Source organism: Halorubrum sp. GN12_10-3_MGM, from assembly GCF_005435235.1.
GTDB classification, from domain to species: Archaea; Halobacteriota; Halobacteria; order Halobacteriales; family Haloferacaceae; genus Halorubrum; species Halorubrum ezzemoulense.
Genome location: NZ_SGUB01000014.1, coordinates 13,704 through 40,366, shown reverse-complemented (window position 1 = coordinate 40,366; position 26,663 = coordinate 13,704). Strand labels below are relative to the sequence as shown.

17 protein-coding genes and 4 pseudogenes are annotated in these 26,663 nt (G+C 51.3%); 11 read left to right on the top strand and 10 right to left on the bottom strand.

Going from position 1 to position 26,663, the window contains the following annotated elements; translation table 11 throughout:
• Window positions 1-567: 567 nt before the first annotated feature.
• Window positions 568-2,409 carry an ATP-binding protein gene (locus tag EXE47_RS11455; RefSeq protein ID WP_158293601.1) on the top strand — a complete coding sequence of 614 codons (1,842 nt, stop codon included), beginning with the start codon at window positions 568-570 and terminating at the stop codon, window positions 2,407-2,409.
• A 523-nt stretch (window positions 2,410-2,932) separates the two neighbouring features.
• Here EXE47_RS11455 and EXE47_RS11445 read toward each other — a convergent pair.
• Both EXE47_RS11445 and EXE47_RS11440 read right to left on the bottom strand, forming a co-directional pair.
• Complete coding sequence (locus tag EXE47_RS11445; protein ID WP_137708314.1) at window positions 2,933-3,451, bottom strand: helix-turn-helix transcriptional regulator; 519 nt, start codon at window positions 3,449-3,451, stop codon at window positions 2,933-2,935.
• Between the two features lie 373 nt (window positions 3,452-3,824).
• Window positions 3,825-4,604 (bottom strand): DUF5821 family protein, encoded by a 780-nt coding sequence (locus EXE47_RS11440; protein WP_137708313.1) that lies wholly within the window; start codon window positions 4,602-4,604, stop codon window positions 3,825-3,827.
• 223 nt (window positions 4,605-4,827) lie between these two features.
• Here EXE47_RS11440 and EXE47_RS11435 point away from each other — a divergent pair, with 223 nt between their 5' ends.
• Entirely contained in the window at window positions 4,828-5,169 is a 342-nt protein-coding gene (locus tag EXE47_RS11435) for a DUF6176 family protein (protein WP_137708312.1), read from the top strand.
• 248 nt (window positions 5,170-5,417) lie between these two features.
• Here EXE47_RS11435 and EXE47_RS11430 read toward each other — a convergent pair whose 3' ends face one another.
• From EXE47_RS11430 to EXE47_RS18715, 3 genes are all read right to left on the bottom strand, one after another.
• Complete coding sequence (locus EXE47_RS11430) at window positions 5,418-7,373, bottom strand: serine hydrolase (protein ID WP_158293600.1); 1,956 nt, start codon at window positions 7,371-7,373, stop codon at window positions 5,418-5,420.
• Between the two features lie 303 nt (window positions 7,374-7,676).
• Window positions 7,677-8,357, bottom strand: coding sequence for a helix-turn-helix domain-containing protein (locus EXE47_RS11425; protein WP_137708310.1), 681 nt, complete (start codon window positions 8,355-8,357; stop codon window positions 7,677-7,679).
• A complete protein-coding gene (locus tag EXE47_RS18715) occupies window positions 8,350-8,502 on the bottom strand; it encodes a hypothetical protein (RefSeq protein ID WP_007998983.1) in 153 nt (50 codons plus the stop codon). Before EXE47_RS18715 ends, EXE47_RS11425 begins: the two co-directional genes overlap by 8 nt.
• 302 nt (window positions 8,503-8,804) lie before the next feature.
• Between EXE47_RS18715 and EXE47_RS11420 the strand changes: the two genes are divergently transcribed.
• Window positions 8,805-9,206: a hypothetical protein gene (locus EXE47_RS11420; protein ID WP_137708309.1), complete on the top strand. Its 402-nt coding sequence runs from the start codon at window positions 8,805-8,807 to the stop codon at window positions 9,204-9,206.
• Window positions 9,203-11,098 carry a VCBS repeat-containing protein gene (locus tag EXE47_RS18440; protein WP_158293599.1) on the top strand — a complete coding sequence of 632 codons (1,896 nt, stop codon included), beginning with the start codon at window positions 9,203-9,205 and terminating at the stop codon, window positions 11,096-11,098. The genes EXE47_RS11420 and EXE47_RS18440 overlap by 4 nt, the downstream gene beginning before the upstream one ends.
• A gap of 867 nt (window positions 11,099-11,965) precedes the next feature.
• Here EXE47_RS18440 and EXE47_RS11405 read toward each other — a convergent pair.
• Window positions 11,966-12,763, bottom strand: a complete 798-nt coding sequence (locus tag EXE47_RS11405) for a recombinase family protein (protein WP_199237889.1) — start codon at window positions 12,761-12,763, stop codon at window positions 11,966-11,968.
• A gap of 309 nt (window positions 12,764-13,072) precedes the next feature.
• On the opposite strand from EXE47_RS11405, the pseudogene EXE47_RS11400 reads away from it, so the two are divergent.
• Window positions 13,073-13,465 (top strand): annotated as a pseudogene (locus EXE47_RS11400) (IS4 family transposase); the annotation flags it as partial.
• Between the two features lie 372 nt (window positions 13,466-13,837).
• Window positions 13,838-14,104: a type II toxin-antitoxin system RelE/ParE family toxin gene (locus EXE47_RS11395; protein WP_137708306.1), complete on the top strand. Its 267-nt coding sequence runs from the start codon at window positions 13,838-13,840 to the stop codon at window positions 14,102-14,104.
• 93 nt (window positions 14,105-14,197) lie between these two features.
• Here EXE47_RS11395 and EXE47_RS11390 read toward each other — a convergent pair whose 3' ends face one another.
• On the bottom strand, window positions 14,198-15,433 hold the full coding sequence (locus tag EXE47_RS11390; protein WP_137708305.1) for a hypothetical protein: 1,236 nt from the start codon (window positions 15,431-15,433) through the stop codon (window positions 14,198-14,200).
• Between the two features lie 105 nt (window positions 15,434-15,538).
• Complete coding sequence (locus EXE47_RS11385) at window positions 15,539-16,447, bottom strand: hypothetical protein (RefSeq protein WP_137708304.1); 909 nt, start codon at window positions 16,445-16,447, stop codon at window positions 15,539-15,541.
• Between the two features lie 620 nt (window positions 16,448-17,067).
• On the opposite strand from EXE47_RS11385, the pseudogene EXE47_RS11380 reads away from it, so the two are divergent.
• From EXE47_RS11380 to EXE47_RS11360, 5 genes and pseudogenes are all read left to right on the top strand, one after another.
• A pseudogene (locus EXE47_RS11380) lies at window positions 17,068-17,322 on the top strand (transposase); the annotation flags it as partial.
• Window positions 17,316-17,528, top strand: a pseudogene (locus tag EXE47_RS18980) (hypothetical protein); the annotation flags it as partial. The pseudogenes EXE47_RS11380 and EXE47_RS18980, both read left to right, overlap by 7 nt.
• Window positions 17,529-17,534: 6 nt before the next feature.
• Window positions 17,535-20,255, top strand: coding sequence for a restriction endonuclease (locus EXE47_RS11375; RefSeq protein WP_137708303.1), 2,721 nt, complete (start codon window positions 17,535-17,537; stop codon window positions 20,253-20,255).
• A 129-nt stretch (window positions 20,256-20,384) separates the two neighbouring features.
• A pseudogene (locus tag EXE47_RS11365) lies at window positions 20,385-20,531 on the top strand (transposase); the annotation flags it as partial.
• A gap of 157 nt (window positions 20,532-20,688) precedes the next feature.
• Complete coding sequence (locus EXE47_RS11360) at window positions 20,689-21,849, top strand: hypothetical protein (RefSeq protein WP_137708301.1); 1,161 nt, start codon at window positions 20,689-20,691, stop codon at window positions 21,847-21,849.
• A gap of 561 nt (window positions 21,850-22,410) precedes the next feature.
• Here EXE47_RS11360 and EXE47_RS18975 read toward each other — a convergent pair.
• Entirely contained in the window at window positions 22,411-23,223 is an 813-nt protein-coding gene (locus EXE47_RS18975; protein WP_241997579.1) for a uracil-DNA glycosylase family protein, read from the bottom strand.
• A gap of 274 nt (window positions 23,224-23,497) precedes the next feature.
• On the bottom strand, window positions 23,498-26,251 hold the full coding sequence (locus EXE47_RS11350) for an ATP-binding protein (RefSeq protein ID WP_137708300.1): 2,754 nt from the start codon (window positions 26,249-26,251) through the stop codon (window positions 23,498-23,500).
• Window positions 26,252-26,663 lie beyond the last annotated feature (412 nt).

Genomic DNA, 26,663 nt, shown 5'->3' with positions numbered 1-26,663 from the left:
GATGGGGGAGTTATAGAATTATAAGGAGAATACCTGCGGCTTTAGCCGCAGGATGAATCCGACAATCCACTGTACGAACCTCGTTCGATGGCATTCCTGAGTTCCCGATCCGTGGTTTCAAGTAATATCGCTTCGTAATGAAAGGCAAGGTCAGGTCGGAACGGAGCGATTCCGAACGACCTCCGGAGGCGGCCACGCCGCCACTAATGAGACAATATCCGAAACACCAACCGGTGAACACGAACGCAGAAACGTCCGCCTCGTGCCTGTTGGTTGAGCAAGCCCAAAGGTAACTCCGAATCCGTTGAAGCGACGTGGACTCCCTGCTGGCACAAACAACAGATGGGAGTCAACTGTCGTTGAGGATAGGAGTAACGGCGGTTTGGCACCGCCAGTCAGCCGCTGACCACGATGGCTGGGTTAGACGGGTTCCCGTTAAGTGGCAGAAGCATGGTTGCGAACCTGAAACTCCCACCGCTCGGGATTCCTCTGGCTTCAGCCGGAGGAGGATGTCAAGTTGCTGTATTTTCCACAAGTAATTTAACTACAATTGTAATATGTGAACGCATGTCTAGCAGTATCTCGGTTGTTCATGTAGACGATGATCCAGCGGTTACTGAGTTGACGGCCACGTACCTCCAGCGCCACGACAACCGGATCAGCGTAACAACGGCTACGACAGCGACGGCCGCCTTTGATCATATAACCAACGCAATCGACTGTGTAATCTCGGATTATGAAATGCCGGGCACTGACGGGATTGAATTGCTCAGCATGGTTCGCGCAGAGTATCCGGATCTCCCATTTATTCTTTTCACTGGGAAGGGAAGCGAGGCGATCGCTAGTGAGGCGATCTCGGCAGGCGTCACCGACTATCTTCAAAAAGATACGAACGTTGAACAGTACACGCTGCTGGCAAACCGAGTATTAAATGCTGTGACCCAACGACAGGCAGAGCGGGTAGCTGAGACGGAACGTCAGCGGTTTCAGTCGCTGTTTGATGAGTTGACGCAGCCTGCCGTTGAGATCGAGTATGATGCCGGCGATCCGATCGTCCAGCAGGTCAACGCCGCATTTGAGGCAGTGTTCAGCTACCCGGCTACAGATATTGTTGGCCACTCGCTTGATACAGAGATTGTACCAGAGGAAGATCAAGATACGGCAGCCCAGCTTAGCCGGGCGTTCCAACGCGGCGAGCCGCTGGACTCTCCAGAAGTTACTAGACAGACTCAGAACGGGCAACGCGAGTTTCTCATCCAGACAGCGCCGTTCGACGACCGCGCGGGTGGGTTCGTGATTTACACGGACATAACTGAACGAAATCGCCGGGAACAGAAACTGACGGCGTTACACGACGTTGCCGAGGAGTTAGCGGCGTGTGAGACGGTCGATGCAGTCTGTGACCGTACAGTACAAGCCAGCAAAGAGATTCTCTCCTTCGACTTGAGTGTGGTGTCGCTCAAAGACGGCGACCTCCTCAAACCACGGGCGATTTCGGAGGCAGTCGCCCCGGACGGATTGGCCGCGATGTCGGTCTCGGAGGGGCTCGTTGGGAAAACGTATCGGACAGGGGAGTCGTACGTGTTCGATGATTTGACGACAGTTCCAGAGGCAAACCCTCAAGGTCCGTACAAATCTGCGATCAGCGTGCCGATTGGTGACCACGGCACGTTCCAAGCGGTAGCTCAAACAGAGAACGCGTTCACTGACGTCGATTGTGAGCTGACAGAACTACTCGTTCGACACACCGAAAACGCCATCGACCGGCTCCACCGCGAACAGGCGCTCGAACGGCAGACAGAGCGCGTCGACCAGTTCGCAGAAATCCTGAGCCACGACTTACGGAACCCGTTGAACGTGGCGGCCGGCCAGACCGACCTGCTACGCGATGAGTGTGATAGCGACCGGATCGACACAATCGCGCAGGCACATGAGCGCATGGAGGGGCTAATTGAAACTGTGCTTACGCTCGCGCGGGACTCGGGTGATCACATCTCTGTTGAGCCGGTCACACTTGCGGACGCCGCCGAACGAGGGTGGAACAGCGTTGAGACGGCTGACGCCACACTTACCCTTGAGTCCGAGCGCGTCGTTTCTGCCGATCCGAGTCAGCTCCAGCAACTTTTCGAGAACATGTTCCGAAACGCAATTGAACACTCGACGAAAACCGTCTCAGTTACTGTCGGCGCAACTGGAGATGGATTTTATATCGAGGACACTGGTCCCGGTATCCCAGCTGAACAGCGAGAGCAGATCTTCACTACTGGATACTCGACGACCACAAACGGGACAGGACTCGGGTTGACGATTGTCACGGAGATCGTCCGGGCACATGGGTGGGAGATCGCGGTGACGGACGGCACACGCGGTGGCACGCGGTTCAAAATCACAGCGGTCGAATTCTGTTAATTCCCGTAATCAGCTAACGACACAACGTTACGCTGCTATGGACTCGGGCGGATGCTTTCTGGAAAATCAGGGACACGGTCTCGAAGTTCACTGAGACAGGTCTCAAGGATTGCCATCGAATTCGAATCTGTAAAGCAGGCGGATTCACGATGCGGTGCTGCCCACCCTCTGTGGTCCACTTGGAAGTGACTCGGGCCCAGTTTTTCGTGCGTTTCGTCTTGATGCCATCCGCATGACCACGGTGTCCCCGGTTCGTTGTACTGGATTCGGAATTCATCGCGCTCGGCATGTGGACGCCACTCGAATTCGAGCGCCGCTTCGTCCGTATCCATGGTCTGTTGAAAAAAGATAGTGCAATCGAGTGTCGCCACGAGACAGACTGGGCGTATCGGACTTGGGTCCGCGTCTACAGCTGTGACGCCAGCTTCCCGTCGAAGACGGGTTGCGACTCGTTTGTGGACCTCGTATCGGTGGAGATGTGTGTCTCCCGGAATCGGTGAGTTTCCCATTTGCTGTGGGCGAGTCAGTTGGCGGATGCGAGCCGAGTGTCGCGAGTCGTCTCGATCGTATCGTAGAGCTGGATTGCCTGCTTGATGAGCGTGGCTTGGTGTTTGTAGTACTCCCAATCCTCCGCGTCGTGCTGTCGCTGTCGGCGTTCGGCTGCCGGAATGTCATCACCGACGGTCGCCCGGAGCTCATCGGCGGACGCCACATCGTATCGATCTTTCCACTCGTCGATATCATCCCGGATAGTAGCTAATTCATCTGTGAGTTCGTCCTTCTGGTGTTCATCAATGAGCTCACGGATCTGATCAAAATACTGAGTAACTGGGTCTGGATAGTAGCAGGTCTCGCGACCACGTTGGATCGTCTCGAGTTTATCCGCCTCAACGAGTTGTGTGAGATACTTTTCGGCCGTGTTTCGAGCAACACCAGCAGCATCAGCTATCTCTCCCGCGTTTTTTGCTTCGCGAACCGTCATCGCGACCTCCCGAATCCGGGTGACCTTTGCTGTGTGGTCTGTGGTGTCTGTATCGCTCATATACGTACTCGTATCTCCAGTGGCATTATTCTTTTGAAATACAATTTAATATATTGAATCTAGCCTGTTTTTCGCCCACAGACTAATAGGCGGGGCCTATACACGCAGAAAAATATCTACTAAGGATGTCGCCGGCGAGCGGCGTTTCTATCCGGTATTGAATTTCTACCCAACACTTATTCCGTTACTTCGGGAGTGTCTCAACACGTAACAGATGGCCCCAGAGCCAATACTATTGCTCTGGAGGCTGCGTGTCATAGAACCCGTCTCACACCCTCTACGCAGTGATTTTGACTGTTTGATCTCACGCTTGAGTCGGAGGAACACCGTATACCACCCGTCTCTCTAGTCGGTGGCCATCGTGAGGTAGACGCTACAGCGGCGATTGGATCTCGGCAGAGAGTGTTTTCAGGTCTGCCGTAGCGATCTTCTCGGTTGCGATGAGCCGAAGCCGGGGACGGCCGATGTCCAATGGGACTTTCTCAGTCTCGATGAGGTCAGCGTCTTCGAGTGCTGATTTGGCTCGTGAGAAGGTTGCTTTCGAAGCGATCCCCGTATCTTCACCCCACTTTGAGATGTCGTAGAGGAGGACTTCGTTGCGGGCTGCGAGGATGAGCATGACCTCGACGATACTGAGGTATTCATTGCTGTTAGAAATCTCTTCAGCGTGTGTGAGGACTTCGTCAAGCTCGGTTGCGACATCGTCGCCGATCTCCTCTCGGAGCGTCTGTTTCACTACTGAGAGGGCAGGTGTCCGGAGATGATACTGCTCGGCAGCCTCGAATCTAGAGTCGAACTCACCGTAGACTGATGAGACCAGCTCGGGGTCCGAACTCGAAATACTGTGCTTGTCCATCACAGGAACGACAGCCTCAGACTCGGTTGTGAAGATGGTATTCTGGACTGGCTCCGTGAGTGTTCGGAGGCTAAGTTGCTCCCGGTGGATGAGTTCGGCTATCTTTGATGCTGTGAGGAAGCTGTAGAGGGCGTCTTTGATTTCATCTGAGTCTGCGAGCAGCCGGACCTTGGGCTGGTCCTCAACCGTTACTGCTTCCTCTGCGAAGGCTGCGATTTGTTCAGAGCGGGGATTGATATACAGTGCTGGCTCGTCTCGGTCGGAGATCATCTGAGTGAAAATGTGTTGTTGGGTCATCTTCTGTAACTTTACGTATATGTACTTAATAGATTTGGTATCTAACAGGTGTTGAGAAAAGGTGGCTCTGTTGAAACACTATTCTTCAAGCATATTCCTGTCTGAAACAGCCGGTCGATGGGGACTGCGAATTAGTCAAACTGTGAAATGAAGCTCGCACAAGATCGTTAACGCGCACCGCATCTGTGAGAATTTTTTACTCATATCTCGCATAGAACACCATATGGTAGAAACAACGATACTACGACAGGAAGTAAACCCGGATAAGGTGTCCAAACTGGTGGAGTGGATGGAAGAAGCAGATAACAGAGAGTCAGAAATTATTGAAACCCTCCAAGATGAGGGTGTGAAAACGGAATCAGCATTTCTTGAACCGTCTTCACAAGGAATATTCCTTGTAACATATATGGAAGCGGATGATTTACAGCAAGTTCAAGAGATATTTGAGCAGTCTACCCACGATATTGATATCGAATATAAGCAGATTGTTCAAGAGTGTTTGACCGATGGTCAGACCGTAGGTAGCTTCGAGCCTCTTTATCACGCGGCAGATCCTGATAGATAGTACGTCTGTATTGGGGGATTAAGGGCATTAAACTACCAACTTCTGAGAATTCTAACAGATCTGAAATTGCTTTAATTTCTCTATCAGCACGGGACATGTAAGATTGTAGAAGTTAGATATGATTTGCTCCTATCAATTGAAATATTCTTGATCGAACCAACTGGCGGCACGACTTGTGTTAATATTCTCTTCCGCCACACTTGGCCTACTTCTGAGTACGGGTCTATCTAATCTCCTGTTCGCAACAATTAGCGTGGTAAGAGGAGATTCCAGTGTCGAAGAAACGCTGTCATGGCGACGAGAGCACCGGCGACGAGCGCATAATGGATACGATTCACTGACGACCAGTCATCGGACCGCCACCGATCCACCGCGAGTCCGACTGAGATAATCCCGGTTACCGCGCCGAGACTTGGGAGGATGAACAGCGCCCGATAGTGGACAGATGGGTCAGAGAGGAACCCGAACGTATCGAATGAGAGGTATAACATCGTCACCACTATAAACGCAAGAAACGCCGTACTCCCAGCATAAACGAAAGCTTTCGACATCTTCTCTCGGTCCTCACGAAGTGATACAACCCATTCCCGGCGGGTTTCTCCGTTTTCACGGGACGGCGACCAATACGTGTGCCCAGATGCCAGTCCGACAAGTGAGACACCGAGGAACAGGAGGTGTGCTGGTGTTGACTCGTTCCACTCGATGCGTTCTTGGGCTGTGACCGACCCAGAAATAAATAGGTGTGTAACCGACCCATCAGTCGTGCCAAACGCAATTTTTCTCCCCGTGTCTTCGTTCTGAAACAGCATCGGCTCAATCTCTACCCATCGCGACGGGTCGTCCTCGTCGCCCGTGAGCAGCGCACCGTCCTCAGCGATTCGTATCTCTGTCGTCGGTGCCTGTAGCGTCGTGACAAGACTGTCGTGTGTCGTCTCGCCGACTTTGAGCGACCGGTATGTTCCCGGCAACTCGTCCGCATGTGTAGGAGATCCCGTGGGTTCCGGCACTACGGTGTCATCCCCTGAGAAATACTCTTCGAGTATCGTCTCTGGGATCGACTCTCTGGGGGCCGTAGCGTTCGCGCTGTTGAACGAGATGAAGAGTCCAAACCCAACTTCTGGGACGAGAATCAGGTTACTGTGGAACGTCGGCGTCCCACCGTTGTGGCCGATCGCACGAATATCGGCATCGTGTCGCTCAACGAATCCTAACGCCGTTCCTGCGAGTGTCTCGTGGTGCGTGAACCATTGGCGCTGAATGAGATCGATGACCTCGGCATCGAGGACCTGCTCGCCATCAATAATCCCGCTATTCACGTGGAGCTGCATAAATTTGGCCATGTCAGCTGCGCTGGCTGAAAGGGCCCCTGCGGGTGAGATACCGAGGCCAGCAAATTTGGCGTCAAGTCCCCCATCGTGCCCGGTCGCGTGAGCGGAGTAGAGTTCATCTGAAAGTGGCTGGCGGAAACTACTCGTTTCCATGCCGGTAGGGCCGAGCAGTTCATCCTCCATCACGGCCGGAAATCGATCACCGGCAACCGACGCGAGCACCTGTCCGGCGAGCGCAGCGCCGTGATTCGAATACGATCCGAGAGTACTGGGCGCTCGAACCTGTGCCGGCATCGGCGCGAGATGTGACTGGAGAGATTGGACATCGGCCGGATCCGCGTACCACATCCCACGGTTGGTCGACTCAAAGCCGCCGGTGTGTGTCGCCAGATTCGCAAGCGTAACTGGGTCCTCCCAGCTGACCAAGTCGTCCTCAAGATACTCCGAAACTGGCGTTTCCAAGTCCACCTCACTATCACCTGCGAGCCGAGCGATCGCCGTCCAGACGACGGGTTTCGAGACCGATCCAACCCGGAACGGCGTCGTCGGCTCCACCGAGTCCCCGGTCTCACGATCGGCAACGCCATATCCTCTAGTCATCGAGATCTCACCATCTCTGACGACTGCGACGGTTGCTCCGGGTATCTCGTACTCGTCAAGACTCTCAGTGACCAGTTCCTCAACGCGGTTCTCGATACCGGTCAGATCAATCTGAGCCAATTCCCCGTAGTCGACGTCGGTGACAGAATCTGTCTGCGGAGATTCTGCCTTTGTGTTAACAGAGGGAACAACCGCTCCTGCGGTGGCCGCACCGACACCCACAATAACATTCCGGCGAGTGGTGGCTGGGGAAGACGTGGAGGGCTTATCAGTCATGTTGCTGGTTATACCGTCTCTGTCTGGGATCATTTCCCGGTTGCCAGAAAACAATTTGGGCTAGGTATCTCACGTATTCCCCATCAGAGAGGTTTCGGCTCTCAGTGTGTTCGTTATGAGGCAAAGCGTTGCGATGGTACAATGAGCCCACGCTCATAGGAAGCAGATTGTTGGTCGCAGTAGTGAACCTTGATCCGGGGTAGTAGAATCCGTGGTTCGCCTACCGACACGTGGCATAGAACGTGAATCTGTCCGAGGATATCGGTGATCTACACGGTCAAATGTAGGCGTAGTGCGGATAACCTACGGCTCGATCATTTGCTGGCGCTTGAGATACCATTCGCGACGCTCAATGACATTTTGAACTGTCGAGGTCGCGATGCCAACTTCGTCGGCAATCTCGCGTCGGGTCTTCCCCGCGTTGTCAAGCTGAAAAATCTCTAGAACCGTGTCGAACTCCTCACCCGGTACTTGATACTCTCCGTCAGTGTCGTAGGTCATCCCGAACCGTGGTCGGCCGTGATCGTAGCCCTCCTCTTTTCGGCGCTCGATCGCTCGCCGTGACTTCTCGATCTCCTCCTCTTTGGTGTCGCGCTCGATGCGCCGCTTGAGATCGAACGTGAGATCATTCTCGTTGACGTCGCCGATGTAGACGATCTCAGCGTCGCCCTGCTCGGCCGCGTACTGGATCACCGAGAAGTACTCATCGCGGCAGATCCGACGGTCATCCCACGAAACGAGGTGCGAGTACTCGCCTGCTTCGAGCTCGGAGACGCGCGTTTGAACTCTGTCGTTCTGGTCGAGCAGCCCTGTCGGGTCATCTCGGGTCATCGTCGAGAAGCCTGTGTGGACTCCGAGGTCGAGAGTATCCACTTCGTCAGCGACATCAGCGGCGAGCGCTGCGACCAGTTCCCGCTGCTCTTCGAGGCCGACATCAGAGTCGTCGCCCTTCGACTTCCGTATCCACGCGAGCGCCTTACTCATCGACGACCGTCACCTCCAGCGAACTCCCCGACTTGACCTTCCAATCGAGACGCTTTCCGTCGAGATCCATCGCTTCGGCGAGCCCTTTCGGAACCGTCACTTTGTACTGTCCGTTCGCCCCCTGACTGACCCTTGTTTTCGCCATTGCTACATAGGTCTATTAATAGGCCTATGCTTAGTTCTAATTGTGGTGTTCAGAATACCGGGGTTTTCTGGACGGCAACCACTAGCTTATTCGCATTCCATTATTCTATCAAATCAAAATTCTAACCGCTAAATAAAAAGGGTACAGAAGTAAATTCGGTGACCAGATGTCTGTTGGCCCAAGATCGAGGACACCATGATCCGAGATAGAAGTCGCAACCCCAAAATATGGCACTGTAGCCGATTATCATGAACGTAAAATCCCGGTACCAGATTTAAATGCTTAGCAGATAGTGACTTGGTATGGCTGGAGTTCAAGCAATCTTTCTTGCTATCGGCTCCCCGGTTCTTGCGATAGGACTCCACGAACTCACCCACCTCGCAGTCGCTCGAATTGCCTGCCCGATTTCAATTGAGCAGACCTCATGGGTCCCGCTCCGACTTCGCCTTGATTTTGAGAAAGTGCCGGCAAAAGCCACACTTCGGATGATTGCACTTGCCCCTCTATTTGTCGGCAGCGTGGCTGCTGTCATCGCTACTCAAACCGGTATTTGGAAGCAGATTAAAACCGCTGACCCATACTATCTTCATCATCTCATGATTGCGTACTGGTTCCTCTATATTGTCCCGAGTCCCGCAGATATTCGACTAGCCATTTGGCCGTCAACAGAAGATGCACAGCGTGTACAGGGGAATCCACAATGAACGACCAATCAGGTAGCACGTCGGTGATAGACGACAATCGTGCTGTGTCGTCAGTCATCGGGGTCGTTATTCTGTTTGGATTTCTGATCCTTGCGCTCTCAATGTATCAGGTAGAAATTGTTCCACAACAGAACGCGGAGGCTGAGTTCCAACACTCTGGGGAGGTCCGTAACGATCTTGTTGAGCTCAGAGCGGGTATTCTACAAGCTGGGAGCATCGACCAGCCACAGTATCAGACGGTTCAGTTGGGCACTGCCTACTCACCACGCACGTTCACGATAAATCCACCTTCTCCAGCTGGAACCATACGAACGACGAAGTCGTATCCGATCACGATTTCGAACAATAGCGGTACACCTGAAGGGACTATAACGATTCCAACGCGATTTATCGAGTATCAGCCAGGGTACAACGAGATTGATCGTTCCCCGACGTGGTATGACGCATCCGTGCTCTACCTCGATGCCCGTGACGATGGAGGTGAAATCGCCGTGATTGAAGATCAGGCTCTCATTAGTAATGACGGAAATATAACGATTACGGCTCTCCAGAGAGAATTTCGCCGAAGTGGAACCGGCCAAGTTACAGTTGAACTTCGCCCCGCTGAAAATGTCACTGGTGAAATTCCAGAAGATAATCTTACTGTTACTGTCCCGACGCGGTTGAGCGAGGACGATTGGAAAAACAAAACGGACCTCCCGATCAATAGCAGTGTCTACAATGGTGTTACTGAGACAAATGAAAGTATTGACAACACAAGCATCTACAACTTGACGCTCAATACGACGGCTAACAGACTAACTATGGATACGGTTGGCGTACAGGAAGTGCCTGAAGATCCAACCCAGACTGATGATGCGAGTATTGGTGGCGATGGGAGCGATGGTGGTGACGGGAATGATGGTGACGGGAGTGATGGTGGCGATGGTGGTGATGGTGGCGATGGTGGGGGCGGTAGTATCAATGCTGACATCGCGTTTGTCAGTTCGACAAGTGGTACTCTAAAAACGGTCGGGGAGTCAGGTAGTATAACTACCTATGCGGCAGGTGGGAACATCGAGACAATTGGGTCGACGGTCAACTTGGATGCTGACAGCGCGACTGAGGTGACGTTCGTTGACACCAGCGGGAACATCAAGTACATCGACAGCAGCGACAGTAGTCCGACGACTCTCTTGAGCAGTGTGAGCGCCAAGAAGGACGGCATCGCTGTAGGAACGTGGCAGAGTAGTCCGGTGTCGGTGTTCTTTGCGAATAACAACGACGAAGACGGTCTGTACCGGAAATCGCCTGGCGGGGAACGTCAACTAGTTAATGATTTCTCGACGAAGCTGAGGGCTGTCATTGGAATCGGAGACATTGATGGCGACAGTAGCGACGAGATCGCCGCAGTGACGAACGGACAAAAGATTGCCGTCTTGGACGACGACGGCAGCACGTACGTGTCGAACCAACAGCCTGCGTCGAGCACCGGCCTAGCAATCGGGGGTGTGGCGGACTACAACGGTGACGGACAGGAACGAATCGCAATCGTGGACGGCAGTAACAAACCAGTGCTGGTGGGGTGTGGCAATAACCCTGGTGGCGAGTACAAGTGTAACAGCAAGTGGGGTGGAACGAGTACATTATCCGGTGCTGGACAGGCAAAGAAGGCTCCGTTCGGGAAAGGTAACATAGACGGCGATAGTCAGCCTGAGCTGGTGTACGCCGAGAATATCAACAGTCCGGCGGAGTTGTACGGTGTGAGCGTGTCTGGAGACACGGCTTCCGACGAGGCGCATGTCACTCGGAGTGATGGGACGCGAATCAAGGTGGTCGTCGCTAAAGGGGTCTCCGAATACGTAGAACCACTTTCGCCATCGCTCTTGCGAAGGATGCTGTCTACCGAGTAGAGCTGATGTTGTCGAAGCGTAGCTGGTAAGCGTGACGCGGGGACATCATCTATACTTGCCCCATTGAACGCAAAACGGCAGCGGAATCAAAATTGTGACATACAATATTCAGCCAGCAGATACGCTCTATCGTCGGAATTTTAGATCAATCGATTCGATTTTAGCTTGCTTGTGCGGTGATCAAAACATCAGTTTCACAAGATGCCGCACAGAGTATGAGGTGGACGATGGCGATGTCTCCCCCGGATACATGCGAAGAACGAGAGCAGGCGGCGAGCATAATGATCCAGATGCGATCTGAAAACTAGCTCAGAATTCTGGGGTAAAAGGCTGCTACTGCCGATTCACTGAAAAAGTGAAATAGGCGAACGGAGTTTATATATCGATAGCCAAAACCGGCGATTCAGAACTTATACCGGCCGATGTCACGCATTAGTGATTCACCCAAGAGAAAATAACAGTAAAAATACAGCAAATCTTAAACCCGATTAAATCAGTATGTACTTAATTTACGTTTTTCTTAGCGCGTTATATTTCTTGCTCTATTGAAAATGAGGTACGGCAGCGGAATCGCCCGATTTTGAACCGTGAAATATTGAGGTTCGTCGTGGAGTGACGATGCTTTCCAGCCAATCCCACCGGTGATCGATGTGATCATCTTAGACGGAACATATTTCAACTAATACTTTCGAGAATACTACCGAGCAAACCGCGTTGAGATCAACAAATCCCTGCGCCTTTATCCATTTTCAATAGAGCAAGAATTTGGAGTTCTGTGGTTTCTATAGGTGGGTCCTAACAAGTCCTACCTCTGTATCTTGCACTGCCCAACTAGCATTGATCAGATAGATCTACTGTTGACTGCGTTCAGTCGAGATTTTTAACCTTCTGTTCGAGCTGTCTGAGTCGCTTATTGAGGTCCTCGACGGGTTCGGCAGCCGGCTCACTCAGCGGGCGGACATCCTCGAGGGCGGCGTCAACGCGGTCGTCATCGGCTTCGCCGCGGAGATATAGCTCCGCGCGGTCATTATACAGCTCTCGGAGTGTACTCGCGGCGACACCGACGTCGTCGGCGACGTTGGCGATCGATTCTCCGGCGGCAATCCGTTCTATGCCGGCACGAACTCGAAGGTACTCCTCGGAATCAACTCGGAGATGACCGTCAACGACCTCGAACCCGGTCGGCGGCCGGCCGGTCCATTTACCGGCCTCCTGAGCAGCGTCAACTCCCGATTGGATGCGGCGGACCTTCTGTGTCTGTTCAATTCGAGCGAGGTCGCCCAGGAGCCCAGCGATCATCCGAGTGACCGCCTGATCGACCATGCTGTCGTCGACGTCAAGATCGAGGCCGACTTCGAGGTCCCGGACACTCGTCTCGTGCTCAAGGGCGTGTTGGAGGAAGTTATGGATCTCTCCACCACCGAGTCGGGAGAGTCGAGACAGTTCATGAACAACGACGATATCGACTTCGCCGTCGACGATCGCTTCGCGAAGCCGGCGATACTCAGCGCCACCCTCGTCGTTAGTCCCCGAAATAATGTCAGCGAACCGTTCGACACTTGCGTCAGGATACTCCTCGGAGACAAACTCCTCGAGCTCGCGGATCTGTCGCTCGTGGTCTTGGCGATCGGTTGAGACGCGGGCGTATATCGCGACGTGAGTCACACTTTCCGTTTTGCCCGGTTAAGTATATAAAAACTACACCCTTTTCGTGAGTGTCTATAACCAGTACCTTTTCGGCGCAATTGAGATCAGCTGGCCCGCACTGGGGGTAATAAAATGTTGGGATCTAGTGAATCCTCAGAAATTCATATTTTTGCCGCAAGTACAGGATCAGCACCGATCGATCAAGATGGTCACGAAAACTGTCGGATTGGGAGATGATTTTCAATTTTCGGCTCTGGTGAATCGCCAGAAAGCGTTTGCTTTCACGGTTTCACGGCTCGCTTGATGTTGTAGACCGCACACATCAGGTCTATCTCTCCGGGCGGATTCTATCAGCGGTTGACCCCGACGCTTGCGGTGTACCTCCGCGACTTCGTCGAGACCGCGCTCGACGAGGTCGCTGTTCCTACCGCTTTTGAGGCTGATATCGACCGATTTAGAGATGTGATGATCGCTGATGGAATGGTGTTGCGGTTACACGAATTTCTCTCAGATCAGTTCGAAGCTCGCCACGAGGAGCAGGCTGGAGGGAAGCTCCATCTGCTCCACAATGCCACAGAGCAGACGATTGAACGGCTCGATACTGCTAACGAGAAAACGCACGACAGCATCTTGTCCAAAACAGGGCCGTGGCTTGAGAACCGCCTCGTGTTGTTCGATCTTGCCGATTTCAAGTACCGCCGGTTTGCGCTGATTGAAGACGCTCAAAAGATCCACAAGCAACGACCGATCTTACAAGAGACGCTCGCTACCGCTACACAACCGAAGTATGAGGCTAACTAAAGACGGATACTGTGCTGTGTTCAGGAACTACCTCGGACGGCACTCGATGTGAACGCAAACTTTCGACACACATCTATTTCAAATTCCACCCGCACTACTGCCATCTACACAGCGACGAGGAGGATTAGCGAGGGGTGGCAACAAGATCTCTTGAGTGTAATCCTTGGTACCACACCTTGCGACAAATTTAAATATTCTCAATTTATAACTTTCGTGACGACCTGAGCGAATCCCAACATCGCGTTGGGGACACTATGTCAGGGCCACTACACGGCTCTGGCATAGTGTCAAATGACTTATAAAATTTCTTTCCGGGACGGAGCTGAGGAGGCCTTCGAATCGCTGAACGCAGAGGCTGCCTCGAAGGTCGAAAAGAAACTGGAGCGCGTCGCGAACGACGAGTGGCGGACGCCGTACGACTGGGGGTACAGCACGTGGTCGGGCCAGGCGGACGGTAAGTTCAACTGGGGCTCGTACCGTGTCTTCGCCGACATTGACAACGCGAACGACCAGATCATTGTGTACGAGGCGCGTCACCGCGAAAACCTCTACCGGTAGGCAACCAGCGAGTTAGCGTTCTTTCGTCGCTAACCGGGTTCGAGGACGGAAGCAGTTTCAGGAACCATCAGGGCAAACATCACTGTCGAAATGCTACTCACACATCTTCTCCTTCTTTTTTTGAGCCCAGTCGTACATTGCGTGCGTTTTCGGATCCCGCTCGTTGAGTCGTCCATGAATCGAATCGAACACTACAGCTAATCCAGCCAGCCAGAGCAAGAACGCGTTCACCGGTGTATGTGACAACAGAGCCAAGCGACTAGGGAGCGGGATAGTGCTTCCCGTCGCCACAAGCAAATACGTGAAGACAGGAACGACGACAGAGAGTATAATCGTGATAACGTTCGCCGTAAGTACCGGCATCAGATATTCCGGGTTCAACCCTTCTTTTTTCCGCTCAAGGCGTGATTTCCTTCGTCTCAACGTCGAAATCTGATTTTCAACATCACGCAACTCTTTGCGCACATCCACCAGCTGTTGCTGCTCAATCTCACTGAGACCCACAACAGAGTGTGAATCCGAAAACACGCTAGGTGGGTCTAGGTCTACACCCGCATCCCGGATGTCACTCGCTATCTGCGTTGCGGCACGAAGCGACGAAACATCGACTACACTATCATACTTCTGTCCAAGCAGATCCCTCGTTTCCGCGTGTAACTCATCTAAATCGTACTTCTCCTTGTACATCTGAATGAACTCCTTTAATTCCAATTTCTCGTCATCAAAATCAGAAAGCACCTCAACATCAACTTCATCCCCAGAACCTTCCTCAGAAAACTCCCATTCCCCATCATCAACATCTGTTTGTTCATCACCCTGAATGCCATCCTCAATCTCCTCTGGACCTTTCCCTCGATGCGTCTCAGCGAACTCACCAACCATCTCTTCCAACACCAGAGTCTTGATCTTATCAAACCGCTCCTCCAACACCTCTCGATGATGGTGGGTTGAGTCGCTCTCCTCGAGTTCTTGTGGAGATTCATAGCTGTGGTACGATGCCAAACTCTGATACAGCTCATCTACCGTCAACCGTTCAATCGGGGTAGAGTGTTTCAAAGCAAGGTACGAATTGAGATACGAGCCTACGCGTTCCTCGGCCTTTCGTCGATAACTTGCTTCGCGCTTCTCAACTAGATCATCGACAGTTCCCTGTAACTCGGTACGTTTCATTTCAAGCTCGCCAAACTTTTCACTAGCACGTTCCAGTTCTGCTATTGTTTGGTGCTTCTCCGACCTGATCTGTACATAGTTGTTCACCAAAAGAGCAGAGAGTATCGCAACGAAAACACTCGCTGAAGACGCTAGAGTACCGTAGAACGCGCCAGTCATGTGATAAGCGTGGGTTCGGGCGCCCGCATCAAATGCTTTCGTAGAATTGTTTGGTTCGGGTGTAATGTTTTTTGATTCAAAATCAGGCTTAGTGGGGAAGTTCTGCTAAACACCGATGAAGCGCTCTATTAGTTTTCGAGTCCACCGAGATTCAACTGTATCCTCGCCGAACTCCTCCTCGACGACCTCATCTAACCCCTCACTCACGGTGATATCCTCCGCATACGCCTGTTCAACTAGCTGCTGACCCAACTGGTGTCCCTCAGTAAACTCTCCACGCACCACACTCACCAAAATCAGTTTGTGCATGACTGAGGGGCGATTCACAAACATCTCATTCCAACCCTTCATGAATACAACAGTCTTGTATCGGTAATCGCCTCGTTCTTCGTTTTCGATATCGTATGGATTGCCGCTGAAACACAGGGTATCCACGATAATGCTACGAAGCAGCATTGAAATTGGGAACAGCGTCATATACATCGTAATGAGAAGAGCCACACCAGCAAGCGGCGACACGAATCCGACAACTAACGCTATAACTCCTCCACCGACACCTATTACGACCTCTCCGATAGAGTATCTACGTTCCACAGTCTTTCGAGCTTCTACAGCGTCCTTAATGATCTCTGCATAGTCAGGAAGGTCATCAGCGAGTTCTCCATGCCTGACGAACATCTTCCGGTATTCGAGGCGTTGAGTGAGCATCTCCTCTCGATATGTGGAGTCAAATCGGGCCTGTACGTAGCTAACAAGATTACCTTTTTCAAGAATGTATGCTCCTATTCGAGGTGCAATTGTTGAGATGTACACTCCACCAGACAGTATTATTGTCTTTGTGTAGGTTCGTGTTGTGTCTATGAGGAGTTGAACGAACTCGACTATGAGGGGCAAAAGAGCAAAGAATCTGATTAGGAGTTGCTGTATTCCTGAACGATGGAGTCGTCCTGAGGGATACACTAGGAATGAGAGAAATATGAGGAGGATGAGAAGATTAGTTACGGGGGCGAGCATTAGAACTAGGAACGAAGCTAGGTCGCGGTTAATCTAACAGTTTTATCGACCCGGAGGTAGCTAGTCAGTACGGAGCTGGTGGTACCTACTGAGCTGCAAATTACGGCATGGACGTCGAATACGCTCCGAATTTCGCTGTCCATGATTCAATTGTTGAGTGTTTGATTAAAAAGCACTCCGGCAGCAGAGTGAAAGTAGAATAGTTGACCGGGTGAATGTTCTGTTGAGGTGTGTCGGATAATACCGCAATATCGCACACCAGAACCGCGGAACGGCTAGTTCACCACCGCCAACACCCCGGAAGAACGTCGATGCGAGGCTGGTCCCTCGCTACGTCGAGTTCTCAAGATCACTTCTCCAGTCTCAGTCGATCACATCGAGGGCTCCGGCTCTGTTGACTCGATGGAAACGCTGCTACGCCATGAGAGCGTGAAACAAGATATGGGGTGCAAGAGACCGACGGAATTCACGTGCCATCGAGCACGTTCTGTTGACTGATCTGTGTGCGAAAGGGGTCGAGTCGTGGGCGCTACAGCCCGGATGCCGCGCCCCGCGGCATCCAGGAAAGCCCGAATAGGTGAATCTCTGCTTCACGCACTGGCGTCCCGGATGAACGAACCATGTACCTCGGAATTGACGTCCACAAACGGTGCGCACACGTGGCAGTGATGGATGAGGCTGGGACGATCGTCGAAGAGGTTCGCGTCGAAAACGCGAACCTCGGCGAGCTCGCCCAGAGGTACGCCGGCGCACAAGCCGTGCTTGAGGCGACCTCCAACTACTACCACATCCACGATACGCTGTCGGAGCACTTGGATGTAACCGTCGCTCATCCGAAGAAGACCAACCAGATCGCAGACACCGACAAGAACACGCACACAACGCAGGATTGGACAGCGAGTACGGCCAGCACTGGATAGCCGAGACGGTCTTTTCGGCCATCAAGCATCGATTCGGCCCCGCTGTCCAGCCTCGCGCGTGGTACCGCGAGTTCCGCGAACTCGTGTTGACCGCCGCAGAGCTGTCTGAACATAACCTTCTGTCGAAGAAAACAAGTTTATTAGTAAATTATAACCTGTAACCTAATATGAACCGACCGGTGAAAACCACTCGCAGATCATTCCTCGCAGGGATTTCTGGGGCTTTTGCCTCTGCTCTTTCTACTAAAAATACCTCAGCTCAACAGAACTCTAGTAGTTACTATCCGATAGGGCTTCCACTAGAGAAACTCTTGGAATATAAGGTAAGTGATGCTCCAGCTAGCAAGGACGTATCAATTTCGTTAGCTGGCATTCAGAACGACGTAATTTATCTTGTCGAACATCGGAATTATTCTGATCGTATTCTAGCTTATGACCAACGAAAAGAGGATCTCCGGTGGGACCACTACTATACTGGAGAGCTCAATTCACCCGTTGTCGTCGAAGACAATCTGTTCGCCTGTAGTGATAAGAAGCTTCTTGCATTTGACATTGCCTCTAAACCAGATTCTCCAAGCTGGGGCATTAGGGTTGAAGAGGGTTATACCGGGGACACGGCCAGCGATGGTGATACGGTTTGGTTCACGAATTATACCGTCAGTAGGACTGGAAGCAGAGATACAACTCTGGAGATCTCATCGGGAACCCTCCATGCGTATACAAAAAGTGGATCAAAAAAATGGGATGTATCTAAAAGATTCGGGCAAGTCAATGAATACAATGGAACCCTCTACGAGACTGAGGAGACATGGCAAAAAGAGGATACAGAACAAACCTATAGCCAGATTGGCGGCCAAGCTGTCGTTCGCGACGCTGAATCAGGCAGGGTACAGTGGCGCTCTGAAGATCGTGACATCAAACGCCTTCACCCACCATACGATCAAGACACAGCTATTGCACTCTCATTAGACAGTACACTGTATGGGTATGAGGCTTCTTCTGGATCTCTTCAGTGGAAGCACACAGTTGGCTCAGAGGTTATAGATTTCACAACAGATGACATACATGTCTTCTATGCCGTTGACCAGAAACTCGTCGCCTACAATCCATCTACAGCGGTGGTTGAGTGGGAACAACAGATCCCCCCAGCCTATGATCTGACATATAGCCAAGATCTGCTCTATGTAGGTGACCAGAATGGTGGTATTCATGTATTCGATACCCAGACAGGTGAACGTGTTTGGGATTCCAGTCTCAGAGGAACCGGGGTTACCTATGAATGGGTAGTCGATGGGACGCTCTACTGCGTAAGTGGAAACTGGATATCAGCATTTCAAGGGAAACAAGCTCAAGCACTGAATAAACTACAGAATCTTAGAAGCGATTCGACACTTGCCACCTATCCAGCTAATTTTGTAGGCCGCAGAGAAGCGTTGGCAACTGCTGAGAAAGAGATTGAGAACCACAAGTATGATGAAGCGTTCGCGGCGTTGAACCGTGCGGAGACCCTCGGAACTGCTGGAGATGGTCTTATTTGGACGACTGGTTTCGGAACAGCGTATTTTGTTGCGCGTCGGGCGGTACATGAATATAATCGCTACCAATTTCACGACCTCATTGACAAGCTCAAAATGTCTTACCCTATCTCCAAAGGCGTCCTCGAAGGAATCTCTCCTAGGGAACTCATTCAGAGAGCCACTCACATCGGTGAAAAGCTTTCAGATACCCATCTAGGAAGACCCTTAATTACAGGATTACTAGTCGAAGATGACTATGAAGAGTTGGAAGAGACTATTATAACCGCCACTGATACTGCGCCACGTCTTCAACAAGCATCGGTCGATCTCGAAACGATCCCTGAACAGTACCAGAAAAGTTGGAGGGAGACTCTTGAAGATGCGGTTGGTGACAATAACTTTGATCTGGTGGCGCAGAGACTTGACCAGCTTGAAACAAGAATTGAGATTGCTGCGTTCCGAAATAAAATTAGTAGCTCACAATCTTCAATAGAAACTGACGAAGTAGGTAACTTTATCCACTCATTACTTGCTCCGGATGCGGAGGTGGATAAGTCTGATATAATGTACTGTAGGGAGGCAGCAGCAACTATTTCTAAATATCAGTCAGCCCTCCAAACATTAAATAATTATAACATAAAAAATGTTGAGGACAAGCTGAATGAGTCGCTCAAAGCAAGAGAAAAATCTCGAGAGACAGATATTCAGAATCTCAAACGTATTCAACGCCTTCTGGAAATGGCTATTTCTGTTGAATCAAAGCGAGAAGCGCTGGATCTCCAGTATCTATCTCTTTCACCAGAAGAATTGTATACAGATCTCCAACAATATCTCAGTGAATTTTCAGTAGATAAACTGGAGGAGTTGGTGAGACTTGTTGAAAACCTAGATGCAGGTGTGTGGCGTCGCGATCATTTAGATAAATTCACACCAACAGAGTTTGAGCATTTAGTATCAAATCTATACAAAACCCAAGGATACACAACACAGGTGAGTCAAGCGAGTAATGATAAGGGTATTGATGTTACCGTAACAGGAGAGGATCAGACTCTAGTCATTCAGGTAAAACAGTACTCATGTGGGAATAAGGTAGGTAGGCCAACAGTACAGCAACTCGCCGGTGCCCGCGACCAAGTAAATGCCAATAAAGGCGTTATTGTCACTTCATCTAGCTTCACTCGGACCGCTCAGTCCGCTAGTCGAAGTTATGGAGCAAAGATGGAATTGATCGATGGTCAAGAGTTGCTTGAAATGCTAACGAAGTCCCCGGTTAGTCCACCAGACGATACGTCTATGGGCTATTCAGGTGGGAGTGCGTATGATATTTCTTCCGGCACCAGTACTGGTCGTCACCAACCAGACAGAAACTAACAGTCAGTACCCGCTGCTGACTATGGAACATCCGAGTAACGCTCTTCAGTAGGAGATTGTTGATACTGATGAGCTGTCGCTGTGGAGTCGAAGAGGACAAGGACACCGCTGACGCGGTGTCCGACACGGATGATTCCGCTAGATGTGTTTGGGTCGGAATCGGTCGCAGCGGACCTGCTCCAACAGGTTCGCTGGCGTGACGGTGTTTCCTGTCCTCGCTGCCGTTCTGACCGAACGGTCAGAAACGGCAGCTACGGGCACTTTCAGCGGTATCTCTAGAACTGACGTAATCCCATCTGACCCGTCGCTTCTTCGGACTGAGTTGAACTGGCGAACTCTCATCAACAATCCTCTACCCAAGAGCGATGTACCAATATCTCCGCAAGTAATTCTGATAAAGTAATAAATGAGTCTATGCCGATTTGCGTATACAATGACTGACTTGGTGGTAGACTATTCAGAAAGCAAGACAATAGAGTTAATCAAAACTGCACTTGACAATACTCGTGGTATTTCAGAATACTATGTGGAAGGACGACAAATTATTGCAAAAACAAGCGTGGGTTTTCCAAGAATTTTATGGAGTTATGGAGAGAAATTAATAATTGATATATCTGACTCCACTCACGGAGATGAACTCGTTCTTAACGTGTCTGCAGATAAAGAAATCTGGATGAATATCGGGGCTAACCCTGAAAAATACAAACGTAGGTTTGTGACTGAATTTGAGTTCCTACGAGAACAGAATGGAGATCTCCCACCTACAGATCACGATGGTCAGCCCAGAACGCCCTCGAGGGATTCACCGAATTCCACTCAGAGTAAGGAAGTACATTCCGACCGATATTTATCCAGTGGCGTAAAAAAATTAGTAATTGCTGCTTCTTTTGTACTTGTACTTTCATTTTTGATGCTTTTCGCGGTGAACGGAGCTATTTTATCAAATACACCCGATGTACGCCCAACAGATGGTGGTAGTGGGCCAGCGGACAGCTGGGAACCGGACGGCTCAGAAAATCCATATGGATGGAGCCCTAGTTCTGAATCTTCGGACGGAGAAACTGAATCGGATGAACAAACTGACTCAGATGTTAGTTCAGATACTGATAGAGAGAATAGATTACCTGTCAGTTGTTCTCTAGCGACTTATTTCAATAATAACACTGGTTATAATATTGGCATTATGGAATCTGAATTTCCACCTAGTCTATGTGATGACGTGATCGAATCCAATCCAGATGTGACGCTCCCAAGGTATGATGCAATCTGTGATGAGTTAGATGTGGTTAGCCCACTCGTGTATGGAGAAGATTCCTCATTGAGTGAGACTCAGAGAAGTGAATATAACCAGTATCAAGATCAACGAATTATTGCTGTAGTTCTAACTTCTGAAACTGTTTCTGCTGATTTCACACGCTGTCGGCTTCAGACATTCGAAAGTAAGGCAAAATTACATATTGCCACCCCCATGGGTGAATGGGAAACAACGAAAAACAATTTGGAGGATTGGAGTGTATCAGATAATGTGAATTTATGGGCATATAATTCTACACATATTGTGAGTGAAGATGATTTCAATTCAACTACTGCTTAGTCGATCAATCAGCTATGTATTAGATACTATTTTGTCTAGGAAAGCCAAATGAAAACCATAATCGGGGTTGTAAGCCCGATAAATATCGAACTCTCTTGTGGGGGGCGATTGTTGGTGACGATCTGTCCTGCGGTTACGTAAATGCGAATCTGAACCGTGGCTTCTTCAGACTGAGTTGAACTGGCGAGTCGTTACCAACAATCCTCTACCCAAGAGCGTACTTAGCTTGTACCTAGCGGGGCTTCAGTCGTGATTTGCTAGATCCCCGCTATAGACCGTCGATCGATCGTATATAGCAGTTCAACTTTGAAGCTACACTGGAATATGAGTCGGGTTGTTACCGGCTGAAGCTGGTGGTCTCAAAACAGGGATATCTCACCGTGGCTCAAGGACCGCTATGTAACACAGCACTCTAGCGGGCGATCGACGGTAGTGCCACGTTTCGGGGTAGCGGCCCCTATCTCTACATATGGTCCGACCCTCCCAGACACGTGACCGCCTACAATCAGTTGAGTCGCTATCTCATGTCGAGCCGATACGTGTCGCCTCCCGTCGTTTTCGCTACTGGCGTTCGAGCACTTCAAGCGCCTTGCTGAGTCGCGAGATGTACTCGTCAGGTGGGAACCGCCACCAGACCTGCCCACTCATGTGAGCCAGCGGGAGTACGTGGGTGTCGATCGGTTCGGAGATCCGGTGGAGTGTCCCGTGGATGGCCATGATGCTCTCTGGGTCGGCGTCCGTCTCCATGACGGGCTCGGGCGCGGTTGAGCGTCGGAGTGCCGGCCACGCGTTGCCGCCGAAGGTGATCACCAGCTCCGGATCCAACGCTCGGAGTTCTTGCTTGAGGAGGTGTTGATACGAGGCGCGCTCGGCAGCAACTCCGAAGCCGTCGACGCGATACTTCACGACGTCGCCGAGGTAGAAGTCCCGATAGAACTGCCCAGAGTCAACGTACTGGTGCCAGCCGTTCGGGAGCGAGATGAGATCGTGGCAGGCGAGCGTCTCGAAGAAGCGTTCTGAGAAATCGGCGTTTCGCCCGGTCAGCCAACTCTTGGCAAACTCGCGGTAGACGCCGATCTGGTCGCGAGCGGAACACTCGCCTGCGAGCGGGTTCTGCGGCCGCAGTTCCGACAGGTGTCGCTCGTGGAGGTTTCCGGGATCCTGAACGAGGAGGACGATATCCGGGTCGTCGGTCTCCCAGTCGTAGTAGAATGTGTAGGAGAGTCGCCGGCTGACCTCTTCTCTCGTAGGGAATCCGCCATCCGAGAGGACCGTCTCAACGCTGTCAATGGCCGTGTGCTGTAGCTCTCGAAGCGTCGGGTTCGTCGGGTCGTCGATCTCCGAGAGGAGCTTGCGAGCGGTTGTTTCGTCCATCGTCTCTGTGAGGTCTCTAGCCGACTAAATGATAGTTCGCATAGAGTGAGTCGTGAAAGATCAGAACACCACCGACTACGCTCTTCGCTAGAACGATCCAGTATTGGGAATCGCTACGCATCTATTTAATCGCGCTATTGTGTGAATTTGATATTACACGAGGCAAATGGCGCTCGGGAGTGGTCCCTACCGGAACTCCAACCCCTCCTCAGGATACTGTTTTAATGAGCGCGTGAGAGATACCGCACACGAACTCGTGGTGCCAGTGCCGGCGTCAGTCCGAATTTGAATTTACAAGCTTCTGAGCCTCATCAGTTGGGACGATCTTCTTATCCTCATTACGCTCAACATACTGAGAAAGTTCTTCAGTCATAACTCTCCACGCTTCTCGACCATCAGTCAAATCCCATGTGTCTGCCAACTCTCCGTTCGATGTTGGCGCAAGTCGGACAATATCGCTGACACGTTGATTGATATCAAAATCTTCCGATGAGCCCGTATCTCCGCCAGACGATGCCCCACCAGCTGACTTTCCACCGGCTGACGTGCCACTGCCTGATAACCCAGCAGATGGTCCACCACCAATGCCCGTCGACCCGTTTGGACGCCGTACTTTGGGGTCCCTCTGATCGGGTTCCTCCCGTGGTTGAGCTGCTGCTGTTGTGGCTGGGTCTACGTGTGCCGTCCACTGGCTGGCTTGCCAATCAAACACCCCGCCGGTCTCACGTACGTATTGGAGGAACTTCCGGTAAAGGTTTTTAACAGGTGCTTTTGCTCCGATCGCATCCTCATTTCCGACAACAATGAATCGGTCCTTTGGGCGCGTCGAAGCGACAGTGAACCGGTTCCGGTCACCGCCGAACTGCATGCCTCCCTTCTCAGTGTTGACGACGCTGAAGAGGATCACTTTCCGCTCTCGTCCTTGGAAGCCGTCAACGGTCGCAACCTCCACGTCGCCAAACGTTGAGAGCCGATCGAGGATTAGACTCCGCTGACCGCGGAATGGCGTGATAACCCCGATATCACTCTCAGCAAACCCTTGCGAGTGGACAAGTTCTTCAACTACTGAACCGATGACCTCTACCTCTGTTCGGTTGACTGCGGCACCATACTTTTTCCGCCACACCTGCTCGCCATCAACATCGACAAAGGTGATTGGGGGGCCGTTCGCGACTGCCTCGGATTTTGAGTTGTCATCCTTGTCGGGATGCCAATCCATCCCGCGCGGGCACTGCTCCGCGACCTCGATCTGATTCTCGTAGATGTGTTCTTGGACGAAGCCAATGATATCCTCGTGACTCCGGTAGTGCTGCGTGAGCCAACGTTCGATATCATACCGATTCCGAAGGAACGAGAACAGTGATGCGTTCGAGGAAGGGGTGCCAGTCCTTGTTGAAACTGTCTTCAAGACAGGCTGTAGCTGATTGTGATCGCCCACCACTACCCACTTTCTCGCGTTAACCATCGCCAACAATCCCATTAGAACCGGGATCTGGCTTGCCTCGTCGATAATAACCGTATCAAACTCAACGTGCGCCAGCCCACTAAGCTGGGAGCGGATAATTGTCGATCCAGTAATATCCACATTACGTGTCGATTCAGCTTCTGCCTCTTTCTGTAGTTCGCGAATCTCTCGACGAACTTCAGCAAGCTCTACCTGTTTCGCCCCGGCTGCTGTGCCAGTCTGAGAACTGATGTCGTCTTTGAGACTGTCGACTTGAGATAGGAGCTCTTGGACCGTTTGGTCCTCACTGTCTTCAACGACCTTCGAGATCATGAGTTGCTTGACACTCTTTGAGAGCTTCTCAGGTCGCCCAGCCCTGGTCAACTGGTGATCGCTGTAGTCGGCTAACTTTTCGATGACGTTGTCGACAGCGATGTTCGTGTGTGAGGTTACGAGTACACGCTCACCTTGGTCTGCGAGCTCGTCAGCAGCCTTCGCAATAACCTCCGTCTTCCCTGAACCCGGAGGTCCAACTACAAGAGAGAGCTCTCCGGATTGTAGCCCACAAATATCTCTTAAAACAGCTTTTTGAGATTGGTCAAGATCAAAGCCGCCGAGACTCTCTGTAGTGGAGGGTTCGCTTGGCGTAGGACGCGAGATGGATTGCTCATCAAGCCGGTCAATTACTCGTGGGGCGTTGTATCGGAGTTTCTTAACGACCGGATCAGGATCATCGTCATTAAGCCACGTAGCAAAACCACGCCGAATTTCGTGAACTAACCCCAACTGTTGTGTTGTCGAAATGTTGGATTCAGAGCTACAGATAGTGATCGCTTGGCCCTCAACAAGGCTCGCTGCGGCAGCCGTATCATAATCAACCTGTATGCTGCGGCCGTCAACATTGACTACTCTGCCGAGGTCAAGCATGTTAGAGTCGGTGATTTGGCCGACCTCACCACCTTCCTCGACCCATCCCGGTAGCGAGTCATTCGCAGTAACGATGACAAAATTGTTCGAACGGTTCTGTACCGTAACGGTGACGTCTAATTGCTCTCGCCAGACATCCTTGCTTTGCTCTTCACCCTCCTCAAATATGATCGCTGCCCATCCCGGTAGCCGGGCTCCACATTCGTCACATCGATACTGGAATTGCTGATCCAGCATTGATCCACAGCCATCGCAGTACTTCCTCGTAGGGTTGTCGTCATTGTGGACCTCCTCTATCCGCTTCAATTTCGTCTTATTCGCGTCAAAATACGAGCGGACTTGATCCACCTCTTCGCCTACTTCTGGCGTCCGAACAGTGTCTTGGAGATATTCATCGATATGCCGCGCTAAAATTGCGAATCCTGTAGAGAGATCCGAATCAGTGTAGTCGATTACTTCTGAGCCAGTACACCAAAGTGTGGCCGCGACTGCCGCCTCAGAGCCATACGTCCGTTTACAGAATTTGACTCCCTTCGTGGGGTGGTCTTCGAGCCAATTGGCTCGTGTTCCGAACTGATCCGGAACATCGTAATTTAGATACGGTGGATTTCCGGCAACTAGGTATCCACCATCTCCAAGGATGTTGATGAGTTGCATTGTCTCGCTTGAGACACCCAACTCACCAGCAATATCTTGATAAATCCGCCAAGGTACCATACCCGTCCGACACAACCTATCTATAAAACATCTTGTTAATGTCCTGTACTTTCCGCTATCACTCTTAGTCTTGCGAATTTAGCGACATATTTGCTAATATATCAGTACACAAAACTTGGCAATATCTCGTTCGCTTTTGACACCTGAGGGACAAAATCCGGCTCATCTCGCATGTTCTGTTCGACTGTTGAGATGGTGTCACGCTACTAGTCTGTGAGACCTCAACTAGGCCAACTTTCAGGCCTAGTTTGGTCATTTAGTACTCTGTTGAAAACCTTCGACGATTGTGTATCTCAAGAACACGGGCTGGATATAGAGGGTGGAAGCAGCCAGTCATTACCCTGTGATTTTG